This is a genomic window from Micromonospora sp. NPDC049662 (genome assembly GCF_040675055.1).
Taxonomy (GTDB): Bacteria; Actinomycetota; Actinomycetes; order Mycobacteriales; family Micromonosporaceae; genus Micromonospora.
In genome coordinates this window covers 29977-44473 of record NZ_JBFAOC010000049.1, presented here as the reverse complement: position 1 = coordinate 44473, position 14497 = coordinate 29977, and the positions used below count along the sequence as shown (strand labels likewise).

Annotated in this window: 16 protein-coding genes; 9 read left to right on the top strand and 7 right to left on the bottom strand. The window is 71.4% G+C overall.

Features of this window, described 5'->3' with window-relative positions:
• Positions 1–55 precede the first annotated feature (55 nt).
• On the bottom strand, positions 56–595 hold the full coding sequence (locus tag AB0J36_RS27075; RefSeq protein ID WP_357172313.1) for a phospholipase: 540 nt from the start codon (positions 593–595) through the stop codon (positions 56–58).
• A gap of 177 nt (positions 596–772) precedes the next feature.
• On the bottom strand, positions 773–2419 hold the full coding sequence (locus AB0J36_RS27070; protein ID WP_363661266.1) for a family 10 glycosylhydrolase: 1647 nt from the start codon (positions 2417–2419) through the stop codon (positions 773–775).
• A 198-nt stretch (positions 2420–2617) separates the two neighbouring features.
• On the opposite strand from AB0J36_RS27070, the gene AB0J36_RS27065 reads away from it, so the two are divergent.
• A complete protein-coding gene (locus AB0J36_RS27065; RefSeq protein WP_357134457.1) occupies positions 2618–4114 on the top strand; it encodes an amino acid permease in 1497 nt (498 codons plus the stop codon).
• Positions 4115–4232: 118 nt separating this feature from the next.
• Positions 4233–5240 (top strand): LacI family DNA-binding transcriptional regulator, encoded by a 1008-nt coding sequence (locus AB0J36_RS27060; protein WP_357134455.1) that lies wholly within the window; start codon positions 4233–4235, stop codon positions 5238–5240.
• Here AB0J36_RS27060 and AB0J36_RS27055 read toward each other — a convergent pair.
• The 3 genes from AB0J36_RS27055 to AB0J36_RS27045 form a co-directional block, all read right to left on the bottom strand.
• Complete coding sequence (locus tag AB0J36_RS27055; protein ID WP_357172308.1) at positions 5237–5962, bottom strand: methyltransferase domain-containing protein; 726 nt, start codon at positions 5960–5962, stop codon at positions 5237–5239. The genes AB0J36_RS27060 and AB0J36_RS27055 overlap by 4 nt on opposite strands.
• 352 nt (positions 5963–6314) lie before the next feature.
• On the bottom strand, positions 6315–6623 hold the full coding sequence (locus AB0J36_RS27050) for a hypothetical protein (RefSeq protein WP_363661265.1): 309 nt from the start codon (positions 6621–6623) through the stop codon (positions 6315–6317).
• Between the two features lie 38 nt (positions 6624–6661).
• Positions 6662–8299, bottom strand: coding sequence for an ABC-F family ATP-binding cassette domain-containing protein (locus tag AB0J36_RS27045; RefSeq protein ID WP_363661264.1), 1638 nt, complete (start codon positions 8297–8299; stop codon positions 6662–6664).
• 62 nt (positions 8300–8361) lie between these two features.
• On the opposite strand from AB0J36_RS27045, the gene AB0J36_RS27040 reads away from it, so the two are divergent.
• The 3 genes from AB0J36_RS27040 to AB0J36_RS27030 all read left to right on the top strand — a co-directional run bounded on the left by AB0J36_RS27040 (position 8362) and on the right by AB0J36_RS27030 (position 9972).
• Positions 8362–9132, top strand: a complete 771-nt coding sequence (locus AB0J36_RS27040) for an ROK family protein (RefSeq protein ID WP_357397312.1) — start codon at positions 8362–8364, stop codon at positions 9130–9132.
• Positions 9133–9221: 89 nt separating this feature from the next.
• Positions 9222–9590: a tetratricopeptide repeat protein gene (locus tag AB0J36_RS27035; protein ID WP_234582401.1), complete on the top strand. Its 369-nt coding sequence runs from the start codon at positions 9222–9224 to the stop codon at positions 9588–9590.
• A gap of 127 nt (positions 9591–9717) precedes the next feature.
• A complete protein-coding gene (locus AB0J36_RS27030) occupies positions 9718–9972 on the top strand; it encodes a Smr/MutS family protein (protein WP_088987488.1) in 255 nt (84 codons plus the stop codon).
• A gap of 43 nt (positions 9973–10015) precedes the next feature.
• Here the strand turns inward: AB0J36_RS27030 and AB0J36_RS27025 are convergent, their stop codons facing one another.
• Together AB0J36_RS27025 and AB0J36_RS27020 are read right to left on the bottom strand one after the other, a co-directional pair.
• Positions 10016–11125 carry a site-specific integrase gene (locus AB0J36_RS27025; protein ID WP_363661263.1) on the bottom strand — a complete coding sequence of 370 codons (1110 nt, stop codon included), beginning with the start codon at positions 11123–11125 and terminating at the stop codon, positions 10016–10018.
• A complete protein-coding gene (locus AB0J36_RS27020) occupies positions 11112–11573 on the bottom strand; it encodes a helix-turn-helix transcriptional regulator (RefSeq protein WP_363661267.1) in 462 nt (153 codons plus the stop codon). Before AB0J36_RS27020 ends, AB0J36_RS27025 begins: the two co-directional genes overlap by 14 nt.
• 89 nt (positions 11574–11662) lie before the next feature.
• Here AB0J36_RS27020 and AB0J36_RS27015 point away from each other — a divergent pair, with 89 nt between their 5' ends.
• The 4 genes from AB0J36_RS27015 to AB0J36_RS27000 are packed head-to-tail and all read left to right on the top strand — an operon-like array spanning position 11663 to position 14287.
• On the top strand, positions 11663–11851 hold the full coding sequence (locus AB0J36_RS27015) for a helix-turn-helix domain-containing protein (RefSeq protein WP_363661262.1): 189 nt from the start codon (positions 11663–11665) through the stop codon (positions 11849–11851).
• Complete coding sequence (locus tag AB0J36_RS27010) at positions 11848–12141, top strand: hypothetical protein (RefSeq protein ID WP_363661261.1); 294 nt, start codon at positions 11848–11850, stop codon at positions 12139–12141. Before AB0J36_RS27015 ends, AB0J36_RS27010 begins: the two co-directional genes overlap by 4 nt.
• Positions 12138–13985: a YfjI family protein gene (locus AB0J36_RS27005; RefSeq protein WP_363661260.1), complete on the top strand. Its 1848-nt coding sequence runs from the start codon at positions 12138–12140 to the stop codon at positions 13983–13985. Before AB0J36_RS27010 ends, AB0J36_RS27005 begins: the two co-directional genes overlap by 4 nt.
• On the top strand, positions 13982–14287 hold the full coding sequence (locus AB0J36_RS27000; protein WP_363661259.1) for a hypothetical protein: 306 nt from the start codon (positions 13982–13984) through the stop codon (positions 14285–14287). Before AB0J36_RS27005 ends, AB0J36_RS27000 begins: the two co-directional genes overlap by 4 nt.
• Positions 14288–14497: the final 210 nt, after the last annotated feature.

Here is a 14497-nt window from a genome sequence, read left to right as displayed (position 1 = left end):
GGAGGGGGTGGGGAGGGGGGTGGGGGTGGGGGGTGGGGGTGGGGTGGGGTGGGGGTTAGGGGCGGGTGTGGGCGTTGGATTCGGCTTGGGCCTTTAGCTGGGCGGCTCGGTCGAGGTCGGCCTGTTGGACTGCGGCTACCGAGCCGAAGATGTGGACCGCCTGGTAGTAGGTCCAGGCCAGGCTGTAGCAGGCCGGGCGGACGATTGTGTTGTACGTGGCGCAGACCCGCTTCAGGTCGGCGTAGAAGGCGCTGTCGAGGCGGGCCTTGTTGGCGGAGAACTGACCGACCGCCTTGTAGTTGCGGTAGCCGAAGTCGTGCCGGTAGCAGCCCAGGTTGAAGGTGAAGCCGAGCGGGTTGTCCGGGCTGGACGAGCAGTAGTCGGTGGACCAGACGAAGTTGTACTCGGCCCAGGGGGCCCGGTTGAGGCGGGCGCTGTTCCAGGAGTTGTAGCTGGACGCGCTGGTCTGGGTCCAGCTCGACAGCACGGACAGCTTCTCGGCGGGGGTGACGGCGGCGGCGGGGGAGGCGATGGCGAGGGTGGCGAGCAGCGCGAGCGCGCCCGAGGCGAACAGGGTGGCGAGACGTCGGGGCACGGTTTACCTCCGCGGGGTGTGCGGTGGGACGGAAGTTACCGGCTGGTCACCGGATGTCGACAAGTTTCGATCAACTGATCAGCCTGCCGGTATGCGCCTCGCCAACTATCTGTGACATGCGTTGAAACAGACGAATGCCCCGGACGCGGGTGCGTCCGGGGCACTCATCGGACCTGGTCAGCGCAGCAGGAACGCCGGTGGGCTGACGTGGCTCTCGTTGGCCGTCCGGTCCAGCGCGGTCACCAGGTAGGTGTAGCGCCGGCCCGGCTCGGCCGACGTGTCCACCCAGGACTGGACGCCGCCCGGGGTGGCCCGGACGGTGTCGACCAGTCCGGTGGCGTCGGCGGTGGCGCACTGTCCGGGCAGCGTGGTCCCGTCGAACCGGTAGATCGCGTACGAGGTGGCCGTGCCCAGGGGGCCCCTGCCGTCGGCCGGCTGACGCCAGGTCAGCCGTACCCCGTCGGTGTCCCGCGCGACCCGGGTGACCACCGGCGGGAGCAGCGGCTTCGCCGGCAGGTGCGGCATGGCCGGTACGAGGGCCGGGCGCGAGTAGTGCTCGGCCGCGTAGATGTCGGTGGCGTCGAGCCGGTTGGCCCGTACCTGGACGGCGGAGAAGTGCACGTTGCCCTGCACCTCGGGGTACGACCGGTTGAGCGTCAGGTGGTCGGACAGCTCACGCGGGTTCTGCCAGTACGGCCCGTACGCGGGGTCGCCGCTCTTGTAGTCGGCCTGGCCGATGTAGAGCTGCACCCTGGTCCCACGTACCGTCTCGGCCCACCACGGCACGAGTCGCGCGTAGTCGGCCGCCGGGTACTGGCCGATGTACCAGTAGAGCTGCGGCACGACGTAGTCGATCCACTCCTGCTTGATCCACTTTCGGGTGTCGGCGGAGATGATGTCGTACGACTGGCTGCCGGTGGTGTCCGAGCCGAGCGGGTCGACGCTGGCGTTGCGCCAGATGCCGAACGGGCTGACCCCGAACTTCACCCACGGCTTCGCCGCCTTGATCTTGCCGTTCATCTCCTGGATCAGCAGGTTGATGTTGTCCCGCCGCCAGTCGGCCGGATCGGTGAAGCCCCGGTTGTGCGCCGCGAAGGTGGCATCGTCGGGCACCTGGTAGCTGCCGCTGGGGTAGGGGTAGAAGTAGTCGTCGAAGTGGACGCCGTCGATGTCGTACCGCTGGACCGCGTCCATCATCGCGGTCTGGACGAACTCGCGGACCTCGGGGATCCCGGGGTTGTAGTAGAGCCGGCTGCCGGCGACGCCGGCCGGCGGATAGGCGAAGGTCCAGTCGGGGTGCTGCCGGGCCGGGTGGCCGGGCGCGAGCTGGCCGGGGTCGGCGCCGGCGCCGCCGGGGGCCGGCATGGAGACCCGGTACGGGTTGAACCAGGCGTGGAATTCGAGGTTGCGCTTGTGCGACTCCTCGACGAGGAAGGCCAGCGGATCCCAGCCGGGGTCCTGGCCGCGCACCCCGGTCAGGTACTCCGACCACGGCTCGTACGGCGAGGGCCAGAGCGCGTCGGCGGTGGGCCGGACCTGTACGACCACGGCGTTGTGGTGCAGTCGTTCGGCGAGGTCCAGCAGGCCGCGGTACTCGGCCTGCTGGGCGGCGATCCGGTCCGGGCTGGTCTGGGAGGCCTTGCTGGGCCAGTCGATGTTGACCACCGACGAGATCCACATGGCCCGGAACTGGCGCTTGGGGGTGGCCGGGTTGGTGACACAGGCGGCGGTGGTGGGGGTGGTGGCGCTGGCGGGGGTCGCGGCCGCGAGTGAGCCGAGCAGAATCGCGGTCAGGCCGGCGGCGGTGACGCGGAGTGCTTTCATGCGGTATGTCCCTTCGTTGGGGCTCCCGGCGCAGTCGGTATGCGGCAAGATTCGCCGCTGCCTATCTGCGTACAGAAGGAAATTTTCACAATCGCGTCGCCGCCGCAAGTGTTCGTGGTTGACCATTCGCCCCGCTGGGTAGCAACGCCGGTCACCGGCCGCCACGGTGGTGGTCGCGCGGTGTGAAGGGGTGAGCGCATGTCCGTGCTGCGAACCAAACCGATCAAGGACGTCATAGCCCAGGGCGAGGCCGACGGCAGCGACGGCGGAGTCGGACTCAAGCGGCGACTCGGCGCCCTCGACCTCACCGGCTTCGGCATCGGCATCGTGATCGGCACCGGCATCTTCACGCTCACCGGCATCGAGGCCCGCGACAGCGCCGGCCCCGGCGTGGTGATCTCCTTCGGGATCGCCGGCGTGGTGGCCCTGCTCGCCGCCCTCTGCTACGCCGAGCTGGCGTCCAGCGTGCCGACCGCCGGCAGCGCCTACACCTACGCGTACGCCACGATGGGCGAGATCGTCGCCTGGATCATCGGCTGGGACCTGCTCCTGGAGTTCGCGCTCGGCGCGGCGGTGGTGGCCCGCGGCTGGTCCGGCTACCTGGCCGAACTGCTCGACCTGCCGACCCGGTGGTTCGGCGAGGAGGGCAGCGTCGTCAACGTGGGCGCCATCGCCATCGTGCTGATCCTCGGCATCGTCGCGATCGTCGGCATCCGGGAATCCGCCCGGATCACCAACCTGCTGGTGCTGGTCAAGGTGGCGATCTGCGTCTTCGTGGTGGTCGCCGGCCTGTTCTTCGTCAAGGCCGCCAACCTCACCCCGTTCATCCCGCCGGCCGAGCCCGCCGGCAGTGGCGACGACGGCATCAAGCAGCCGGTGACGCAGGCGCTGTTCGGGTTGGAGCCGTCGGTCTTCGGCTTCGTCGGGGTGCTCAGCGCCGCCGCGGTGGTCTTCTTCGCGTACACCGGCTTCGAGGCCGTCGCGAACCTGGGCGAGGAGACCCGCAAGCCCAAGCGGGACCTCACCCTGGGTCTGCTCGGTACGCTGCTGATCTCCACCGTGCTCTACATCGGCGTCTCGCTGGTGGTCGTCGGCATGGTGCCGTACACCGAGATCGACCGGGGCGCCCCGATCGCGTCGGCGTTCGAGTCGGTGGGCGCCGGCTGGGCGGCGACGCTCGTCTCCATCGCGGCGGTCGCCGGTCTGACCAGCGTCATCCTGGTCGACCTGGTGGCGATGGGTCGGATCGGCTTCGCCATCGCCCGGGACGGGCTCATCCCGCCCTCGATCGCGGCCGTGCACCCGCGCTGGGGCACCCCGTACCGGATCTCGGCGATCATGACGGTGGCGGTCGCGCTGCTGGCCGGTTTCCTGCCGCTCTCCGCCCTGGCCGACCTGGTCAGCATCGGCGCGCTCTGCGCGTTCGTACTGGTCTCGCTCGCCGTACCGATCCTGCGCCGCAAGCGTCCGGACCTGGACCGGCCGTTCCGGGTGCCGTTCTCGCCGGTGCTGCCGATCGTCTCGGCGGTCGCCTGCCTCTACCTGATGCTCAACCTGTCCGTGGAGACCTGGCTGCGGTTCCTGGCCTGGATGCTGCTCGGCGCGGTGATCTACTTCGGCTACGGCTACCGCCGCAACCGCCTCGCCCGCCACGAACCGGCCGTCGCGCCGGAGCAGCGCGAGCCGAGCGCCTGACCCCTCCGGCACACCACAAGGGCCCCCGCCACGCGGGGGTCCTTCGTGCGTGCCGGACCCCTTCTACAACGTTGTAGAGCGGGTATCGTGCGCGGGGCTACATCGGGGAGGTTGCGGGGTGCGACACAGGCTCAAGGACGTGGCCGAGCGGGCCGGCGTCTCGGTGAAGACCGTCTCCAACGTGGTGAACGGCTACCTGCACGTACGTCCGGACACCCGGGCCCGGGTTGAGGAGGCCATCGCCGAGCTGAACTACCGGCCCAACCTCTCCGCCCGTCACCTGCGCAAGGGGCGGACCGGGGTGATCGCCCTGGCGGTGCCGGAACTGGACATCCCGTACTTCGCCGAACTCGCCCGGCACGTCGTCACCGCCGCCGCCGAGTACGGCTGGACCGTGCTCGTCGACCAGCAGGCCGGCGGCCGGCGTGAGCAGGAGCGGGTCGTTGCCGCCGGCATCACCGACCACCTGATCGACGGGCTCATCTTCAGCCCGCTGGCGCTCACGGCGGAGGATCTGGCCAGCCTCGACGGCACCCCGATGGTGCTGCTCGGCGAGCGCGTCGACCACGGCCCCGCCGATCGCGTGGTGATCGACAACGTCACCGCCGCCCGGGAGATCACCGACCACCTGATCCGGCTCGGCCGCCGCCGGATCGCGGCGATCGGCGCGCAGCGCACCGACGAGGGCGCCAGCGCCCGCCTCCGCCTGGCCGGCTACACCGAGGCGCTGCGCGCTGCCGGCCTGGCCTACGACGAAACCCTCGTGGCGTCCGCGGCGGCCTGGCACCGCGCCGACGGCGCGGCCGCGATGCGCGGCCTGCTCACCACGGGAGTACGCCCCGACGCCGTGTTCTGCTTCAACGACACGCTCGCCCTGGGCACCCTGCGCGCCCTGCACGAGGCCGGCCTGCGCGTGCCCGAGGACGTGGCGGTGGTCGGCTTCGACGACATCGAGGACGGGCGTTTCTCGGTCCCCACCTTGAGCACCGTCGCTCCCGACAAGGAGCAGATCGCCCGGCTGGCCGTCGAACTCCTCGCCAATCGCCTCGACGGCGACCGCGCTGCCCCCGCCCGCGCGCTCAAGGCCCCGTACCGGCTGGAACTGCGCGAATCCACCAGGTCCTAGTCGAAGAAGCGGGCCAGGTGGAAGTTCGGAGCGGGCTCGGCGTCGGCGGGCAGGGGCGTCAGGTCGGCGAAGATCGACGCGCCGTCGCACCCGGCGTGCAGCGGATACCAACGCGGCGTGCCCGGCGGTCGGAGCTGGCAGATCCCCTTGAAGGTCTGCACGTCCATCAGCCGGACGTGGGTGGGGTCGGCCACCGCGTTGACGTGCCCCCACCACGGGCTCATCACGTGCAGGACGCCACCCGGGCGCAGCACCCGGTGACACTCGTCCACCAGGGGCAGGAAGTCGATCAGGTGCTCCAGGATGTGCACCGCGAACAGGACGTCCACCGAGTTGTCGGCCAGCGGCAGCGAGCCGGAGAGGTCCGCCACCGCGTCCACCCCCGGCGCGGGATAGATGTCCAGCCCGAGGTTGCCCGACCACTGCTTGGTCGGGCCGCAGCCGAGATCCACCACCACCGGCGCGCGTCCGCCGACCCCGACCCTGCACCAGACGCCGTAGACGCCGGCCAACCGTCCCACCAGGTCCCGCACCAGCCGTAGGTCGGCCGGCTCGGCCACCTCTCCGCTGAGGTGGGCGACCCCGCGGTCGAACCGCACCTCGACGGCCAGGCCCCGGAGCCGGTCGTCGTTCCGGACCTGGTCCGCCCACGCCTGCGCGAGGAATTCGTCGATCAACCGCAGCCGGTCGGCCGAGGGCGGAGTCTGTGCCAAAGCGACCATTCGGGCCACCTCCCGCCGCGCGTTACCCGCCTACGCGCCCGGTATTCCCGTTTCGCCGTCGCGCGACCGCCGACGGGCGTGTCGGGGCGTCCCGAGCACCTACCTGTCGAGCCTGATGACTGTGCGGCATCAAGATGCCCCATAGTCATCACGCCCGTCGGAGTGCCCGCGCTCCGGGCGCAAGGCCCGCGCTCCGGGCGCAAGGCCCGCGCTCCGGGCGCAAGGCCCGCGCTCCGGGCGCAAGGCCCGCGCTCCGGGCGCAAGGCCCGCGCTCCGGGTCCAGGGCCCGCGCTCCGGGTCCAGGGCCTGCGCTCCGGGCCCAAGGCCCGCCCCGGCCCGGCAGCGTCGAGGGTCAGCCCGACAGCGTCCGGCGACCCCCGCGCATCCGCTGGCGGGGTGGGGGAGTGGCGGGCTTTGGCCGCTTGAGGTGGTAGCGGTGCAGTTCGTGGTTGCCGGGCAGCGACGGGTCCTCACTCATCGCGACCAGCTCCCAGCCCTGGTCGCCGGCCCGGTTGAGGTGGGCCAGCGACGTGTCGCCGTACGGCGTGACGTCGACCATCGAGCCGTCCGGGCCGTACCAGACGAAGACGACCTCCCAGCCGAGGTCGTTGGTCGCGGCCTGGCGGCGGCGGACCAGCAGGGCGTACTCCCACTTGAGCATGGCGTCATTCTCACCCCACGCCGGCCCGCCGGCACGGATCAATCCTCGGCGATCCGCCCGGCGTCGACCCGCAGCCGCCGGTTGGTCTCGACGGCGGCCAGCATCCGCCGGTCGTGCGTGACCAGCAGCAGCGTTCCGGGGTAGCTGGCCAGCGCCGATTCCAACTGCTCGATGGCGGGCAGGTCCAGGTGGTTGGTGGGCTCGTCCAACACGAGCAGGTTGACCCCACGGCCCTGGAGCAGAGCCAGCGCCGCCCGGGTGCGCTCGCCGGGGGAGAGGGTCGCCGCCGGTCGGGGGACGTGCGCCGCGCGCAGCCCGAACTTCGCCAGCAGGGTCCGCGCGTCCGCGGGCGACATGTGGGGTACGGCCGCCTGGAACGCGTCGATCAGCGGCGCGTCGCCGAGGAACAACCCCCGGGCCTGGTCCACCTCACCGACCACCACGCCCGGCCCGAGCGAGGCGGTGCCCTCGTCCACCGGCAGCCGCCCCAGCAGCGCGGCCAGCAGGGTGGACTTGCCGGAGCCGTTCGCCCCGGTAACCGCGACCCGGTCCGCCCAGTCGATCTGGAGGTTGACCGGCCCGAGGGTGAAAGCTCCCCGGCGTACCACCGCGTTGCGCAGCGTGGCCACGACCGCGCCGGCGCGGGGCGCGGCGGCGATCTCCATCCGCAGCTCCCACTCCTTGCGGGGCTCCTCGACCACGTCGAGCCGTTCGATCAGCCGCTCGGTCTGCTTGACCTTGCCGGCCTGCTTCTCGGTGGCCTCGCTCCGGAACTTGCGGCCGATCTTGTCGTTGTCGGTGGCCTTGCGGCGGGCGTTCTTCACGCCCTTCTCCATCCAGCCGCGCTGGGTACGGGCGCGCGCCTCCAGACCGGCCTTCGTGTCGGCGTACTCCTCGAAGTCGGCGCGGGCGTGCCGCCGCGCCACCTCGCGCTCCTCCAGATAGGCCCCGTAGCCGCCGCCGTAGTGGTTGACCTGCTGCTGCGGCAGGTCCAGCTCCAGCACCCGGGTCACCGTGCGGGTCAGGAACTCCCGATCGTGGCTGACCAGCACCGTGCCGGCCCGCAGCCCGGTAACGAACTCCTCCAGCCGCTCCAACCCGGCCAGGTCCAGGTCGTTGGTCGGCTCGTCGAGCAGGAACACGTCGTACCGGCTGAGCAGCAGCGACGCCAACCCCGCCCGGGCCGCCTGACCGCCGGACAGCCCGGTCATCAGGTGGTCCAGGTCGACCGTGAGCCCCAGATCGGCGCTCACCTGGTCGGCGCGTTCGTCGAGGTCCGCGCCGCCGAGGGCCAGCCAGCGCTCCAGCGCGTCGCCGTACGCGTCGTCGGCGCCCGCCGACCCGGCCGTCAACGCCTCGGTCGCGGCGTCCAGCGCCGCCTGCGCGCCGGTCACCCCGGTCCGGCGGGCCAGGAACTCCCGTACCGTCTCGCCCGGCCGCCGCTCCGGCTCCTGCGGCAGGTGCCCGACGCTCGCGGTGGGCGGGCTGAGTCGCACGCTGCCGGCCTCTACCGGCAACAACCCGGCGAGGGTACGCAGCAGCGTCGACTTCCCGGCCCCGTTCGGCCCGACCAGGCCGACCACGTCGCCCGGGGCGACCACCAGGTCCAACCCGGCGAAGAGGGGGCGGTCGCCGTGCCCGGCGGCCAGGTCCTTGACGATCATCGTGGCGCTCATCAGGACGGCAGCCTATCGGGCCGCCCGCATGAGACCGGCCGCGAGCGGGCAGACTCCATGACGTGGTGACCACACTGGCGATCGACTGCGGTGGTGGCGGCATCAAGGCGTCGGTGCTCGACGAGGCCGGCACGATGCGCGCCCGACCGCTGCGGGTGCCGACCCCGTACCCGCTGCCGCCCGATCTGTTCGTGCGGACCCTGGTGGACCTCGGTGGGCGACTGCCCACGGCCGACCGGCTGACCGTCGGCGTCCCCGGGATGATCCGGCACGGCGTCGTGGTGGCCACCCCCCACTACGTCACCCGCAGCGGACCCCGGTCCCGGGTCGACCCGGAACTGCTGGCCGAGTGGTCCGGCTGGGACGCGCGCGGAGCGCTCGCCGACGCGTTCGGGGTGCCGGCGCTGGTGCTCAACGACGCCGAGGTGCACGGGGCCGGTGTGGTGGCCGGTACCGGCTGTGAACTGGTGTTGACGTTGGGAACGGGGTTGGGCAGCGCTCTCTTCGACGGCGGCGTCCTCGCGCCGCACCTGGAGCTGTCGCACGCGCCCGTGCGGTGGGGCACCACCTACGACACGTATGTGGGCGAGCCGGAGCGGCGGCGACTCGGGGACGCCTTCTGGTCCCGCCGGATCCGGCAGGTCGTGGACGGGCTGCGCCCGGTGTTCCGGTGGGACCGGCTCTACCTGGGCGGGGGCAACTCGCGGCTGATCCGACCGGAGCAGCTCGCCCGGATGGGCGACGACGTGGTGGTGGTGCCGAACACGGCGGGGATCGTCGGCGGCGTACGGGCCTGGGAGCTGTCCGCCGGCCGCCGGGACGCCCGAACCTGACCCTATTTCGACCCGGGGAACAGTCGCCAAACGCCGAGTGTTGTGCCAGCGTCGGAACAGGTGACGGCGCGACCCGAGGAGGTGGGCAGATGGATCTCCTGGCGGACTACCGACGGGCGACCATGTTCTTCGAGACCGGTGACCCGAGCGGAGCGGCCCGACTGCTGGAGCCGATCGTGGACGCCGAGCCCGGCAACGCGGCCGTCCGGCAGTTGCTGGCCCGGGCGTACTTCCAGTCGGCCCAGCTCAACCGGGCCGAGGAGCAGTTGCGGGAACTTGTCGACCGGGACCCGAGCGACCACTACGCGCACCACGTGCTGGGTCGGACGCTGGAGCGGCTGAACCGGCACACCGACGCGCTGCGGCACCTGCGGATCGCCGCCGCGATGTACGCGGCCAACGACGACTACCGGATCGCGCTCCAGCGGGTGGAGACCCGCGTGGGCGGCACGCGCTGAGCACGGAGCAGGCGGTGTACGAAGGGGCGGTCCCACGGGACCGCCCCTTCGTCGTCGGGCCGTGGGGTGGGCCGACGGGCGTGCCTAGGATGGCGGACATGGGACCTGACCGGCCGGGGGCTGCGGCATGAAGCTCAAGCTGGACCTGCACGACATCTTCAACAAGGGCCAGGACATCGACCGCGCGCTGCGCGGGATCATGGACGAGGCGGTCGCGAAGAAGGCCACCCTCGTCGAGATCATCCCGGGTAAGGGGTCGGGGCAGCTCAAAAAGCGGGTGCTGCGGTTCCTCGACCAGAAGGACGTCAAGCAGCTCTACCACCGGGTCGAGAAGGACTCGAAGAACTTCGGCCGCCTCTTCGTCCACTTCCGTTGGAAATAGAGCCACCAGACGTGAAACCGGCCCTGACCTGCGTCGCCTTAGATCACTTCCCGTCGCTGGGGCGCATGTGGGGCACATGGCCCGTTAGGACGTCGTCAATCGCCTGCCTCGTCCGGTCCTCGTCGTCCGGCCAAAGGTGACTGTACGTATTCAGCGTCTCGGCGGCGTTGCCGTGCCCGAGCCTCGACGACACCACCTTGACCGACAGGCCGGCACGGATCAGGGCTGACGCGTAGAAGTGCCGCAGGTCGTGGAACGTCGCCCCCTCGACGCCGGCCGCCTTCACCGCCGGCCGCCAGATCGACTCGTTGTAGCGCGACCGGTGCAGCGGCTTCCCGTCCGCCGTGCGGAACAACCACTGACCCGGCTTGGTGTCGTCGAGGTGACGCGCCAGGGCGTCGAGCACGACCTGGCCGACAGGCACCGTGCGGTAGCTCGGCCGGTTCTTCAGGTCGCACTCCTGGACCGTGCCGTCCGGCCCGGGTTGCACCTGCCGGTCGATCGTGACCGTCTTCGCCGTCAGGTCGACATCCTCCGGGCGTAGGCCGAACACCTCGCCCTGCCGTGGCCCGGCGCCGGCCGCCACGCCGGCGGTAGCGGCGTACGCCGGCGGCAGGGCCGCGAGGATCGCCGCCACCTGCTCGACGGTCAGCGGGACCACCTGGCGGCGGGGGATCTCGGGCAGCGCGATCCGGTTCAGCTTCCGGTCGGCCGGCGACCGCACGATCAGCCGGTCCCGGACCGCTGCGGCGAAGACGGCCCGCACCGTCGAGTAGACCGGCCGGACCGAGCTGGGTGCCAGCTTGAGGCCCGTCGCCCACGCCTGGATCTCGCTCGGCCGGATCGCGGCCAGCGGGCGGCTACCGAGCACCGGGTAGGCGTGGGTTTCGAGCTGCGACTTCGTCCGCGCGGCGGTGTTGTGCCGGTGTGGCTGTCCGGCCCGCCACGTCTCCGCGTACGCCCGGAACGTCTGGCGCCCCAACTTCGGGTCGACGTACTCGCCGACGTTGAGCTTGTGCTCGACCTCGCTGCGGAACCGGTCGGCGTCGACCTTGCGGGCGAACGACTTCTTGCGCTGCTTGCCGGCCTCGTCGCGCCAGCGGACCAGCCACGGCTTCGGCCGCCCGTCGTCGCGCTTCTCAACGCTCGCCACTGCTGGCCCGGAACTCTCGCGTCATGTTGTCGGCCGACGCCTGGTCGATGCGGAACTCATCGGCGGGGACCTCGCTGAAGTAGACCCGCGCGTCCTGCCCGAGCTCCTGAAGCGGCATCCGGCCGCGGATCCACTCCCGGGCCTCCCACGCCGAGACTGGCCGCCCAGGCGCTACCTCGTACGGGTCCGCCTCGTCACCTCCGGTCGGCACCACCAGGTGCACCGGCGCCACACCGAGCACCAGGGCGAGCGCCATCCACTCCTCGACGCTGACGGATGGCCGGCGGCCCGTTTCCAGCTTCGTCACAACGATGCGCGTCCACGGGACACCCGCTGCAGCCATTCGTTCGGCAAGCCCGTCGGCGCTCCAACCGTGGCGCTGCCGGAGGGATCGAACGCGAGCGGCGATTACTGCTGTCGGGCGCGCGGGATCTGGGGTTTGTTCCATGCGGGAACCATAGCGGACCGGCTTGACACAGGCCAGACCGTCCCGCATAGTCCTCGCAGGTCCATGTTTGTGCCTGAGAGGAACAGAAGATGACCGAGCGGAAACCGCTGGCCGACCCGCAGCAGGTCGCGGCGTACCTGGGTGTTGCCGAGAAGACCCTCCGTCAGTGGCGGTACCTCAAGACCGGCCCGAGGTGGACGAAGGCCGGCGGGCGCATCCGCTACCGGTGGTCCGACGTGGAGAAGTACCTCGGGGACCGGGAGGCCGCAGCAGCATGAGCATCACGCAGAACGCCCGCCCCGCGGTGAACGGGACGGGCGGCGAGCAGGTCGGCGAGACCAGTAGGCAGCCTACGCGTATGCCGGCCGGATGGCACGAACAGGCCGACTGGGAAGCCGAGCACGCCTACGCCGAGGGCTACGCCGCCGGCTGGGCCGCCGCTGAGCGCGCCATCGCTGACGAGATCACCGAGGCGGTCGGCGTCCAGCCCTACAAGCGGGGCGACGTCATCCGTGGACTGATCCGCAGCATCGGCCAGGTCCCGTCGAGCGGAAGGCCCGCAGCATGACCAGCCAGTACGAGCGGGACGCCATCGAAGCGGCCATTGCCAAGATCGAAGAGGACGTGATCACCGAGGGGTGGGACGACCCGCTGCCGCTCGGGTGGTCAGCCGACCTTCCGGCATTCCCGGTCGACGCGCTACCGCCGGTGCTGGCCCGCTTCGTGCGCGGCCTGGCCCTGGAGGTGCAGACGCCGGCCGACCTGCCCGGGTCGGTGGTGCTCGGCATCCTCGCCGCCACCGTCGGCGGCCGGGTCATCGTCATCGTGCGCCGTGGATGGCGAGAGCCGACGAACCTGTTCGTCGTGCCCGTGATGCCGCCCGGGTCGCGCAAGAGCGCCGTCATCTCCGTGTGCCGGGCACCGCTCACCGAGGCAGAGGTCGCGCTCGCCGAGAAGGTCGGCAGCCTGATCGCCGACCGGCGCACCGAGAGGGAGATCCGAGAGCAGATCGCCGATGCCGCGAAGCGGAACGCCGCGAAGGACGGCGACCCCATCAAGATCATGGAAGCGCAGGAAGCCGTACGGGCCGCAGAGCAGGTCATCGTGCCGGCCTGGCCACGCCTGACCGCCAGCGACGCGACACCAGAAGCCCTCATCACGCTGCTCGCCAACCAGGGCGGCCGCATCGCGGCCATCTCCGCAGAGGCAGGCATCTTCACCTCGCTGACCGGCCGGTACAGCAAGTCGCCCAACCTGGACCCGATCCTGATGGCGCACGCTGGCGACGCGATCCTCGTGGACCGGCGCGGCCGGGAGCCCGAGCGGGTCGACGCCCCGGCGCTCACGCTGGTCGCGTCCATCCAGCCGTACGCGCTGCGCGAGCTGGTCGAGCGGCCCGACTTCGGCGGCCGGGGCGTGCTCGCCCGGATCCTCTGGGCACTGCCGGTCGACAACACCGGACACCGCGACGTCGAGCCCCCGGAGATGCCCGAGCGCGACCGGGAGGCGTACCGCCACCTCGTGTACGACCTGGCTCTCTCCATGGCCGAGCGGGAGGGGCCGGTAGCCGTCACCCTCACCGAGGCCGCGCGGAAGGTGCATCTCGAGTACCACCGCACCGTCGAGGCACGGCTACGCCGCGGCGGCGACCTCGGCGCCGACCTCGTGCGCGAATGGGGCTCCAAGCTGGCCGGAGCGGTCGCCCGCATCGCCGGCTGTCTCCACGCGGCCAGCGCGCCCTTGGCGGACCCGATCAGCGAGAGCACCATGCGCGCCGCCGTCGAGTTGGGCGACTACTACCAGGCTCACGCCGTCGCGGCCCTGGCGACCGGGGGAGAGGACGCCAACACGGCCAAGGCGCGACTGCTGCTCGCCTGGGTGGCGGACAAGGGCATCACCCGGCTCAAGCTGCGCGACATCCAGCGGACCGGCCCCAAGACGCTCCGCAAGGCGTCCGACGTCCGCCCGGTGCTCGACAGCCTCGCCGAGCTGGGCTGGCTCCGTGAGCACCAACTCGGCGGGTGGGAGGTACACCCACGCGCCGATCGACTCCTCAAGGCGGGCGACACGGGCGACACGGGCGACAACCCGAGCGTTTCCGCAGCTCACGACCTGTCGCACCCTGTCGCCCCCATTGTCGCCCCGACGGGCGACACGGGCGACGTCCCGGAGGTGGATGGGTGGCCTGTCGCAACTGTCGCCCCGGCAGGCGACAACACGGGCGACACCCTGTCGCACCCACTGACCAGCGCAAACACGGAATCTGTCGCCCCTGTCGCCCCTGTCGCCCCGATTCCGAGGGCGATGGCGATGCCCGACGTTCAGGACGGCGAACACACCGCCTTCTGCCCGGTGTGCGGCTTCGGCTGGGACACCAACGGCCACTACGTCAACTGCGAGGAACCCCGATGAAGAAGCTCACCGCCGCGCAGCTGCGCGAGGCACGCAAGGCCCACCGCTGCCCCGACTGCCGCAGCGACGTCACCGTCAACCGACGCACCGGGCAGACCGACGTCTACCACGACGACACCTGCCCGATGCTGGCCCGTCTGCGGCGCAGTGGCCGCACTGCCGGGCTGGTGCTCATGCGCCAGGACCACCAGACGCCCGAGCAGTTCGCGGCCGAGGCGGCGGAGTTGGTTGCCGAGCTACACCAGCGCACCGGCATGAGCTTCCAGATCCGCACCGACCCGTACCGCGGGCTGCCGACGTGACCAGCGACAGCCCGCTCAGCGCCACGCACAGCCAAGATCCGGACCTGCTGAGGGGTACGGGCGCCGGCCGCACCAAGCCACGTACGCGGCGAGGCACCAGCAGGGGGAGGGGCGGTCGGAATCGCTCCACGACGTCCGCCGGGAGACCCCACGTCCCCGGCTCCCGTCTCTCCCCCCGCGAATTCTCACGAAGGCGGCCCCTGTGACACA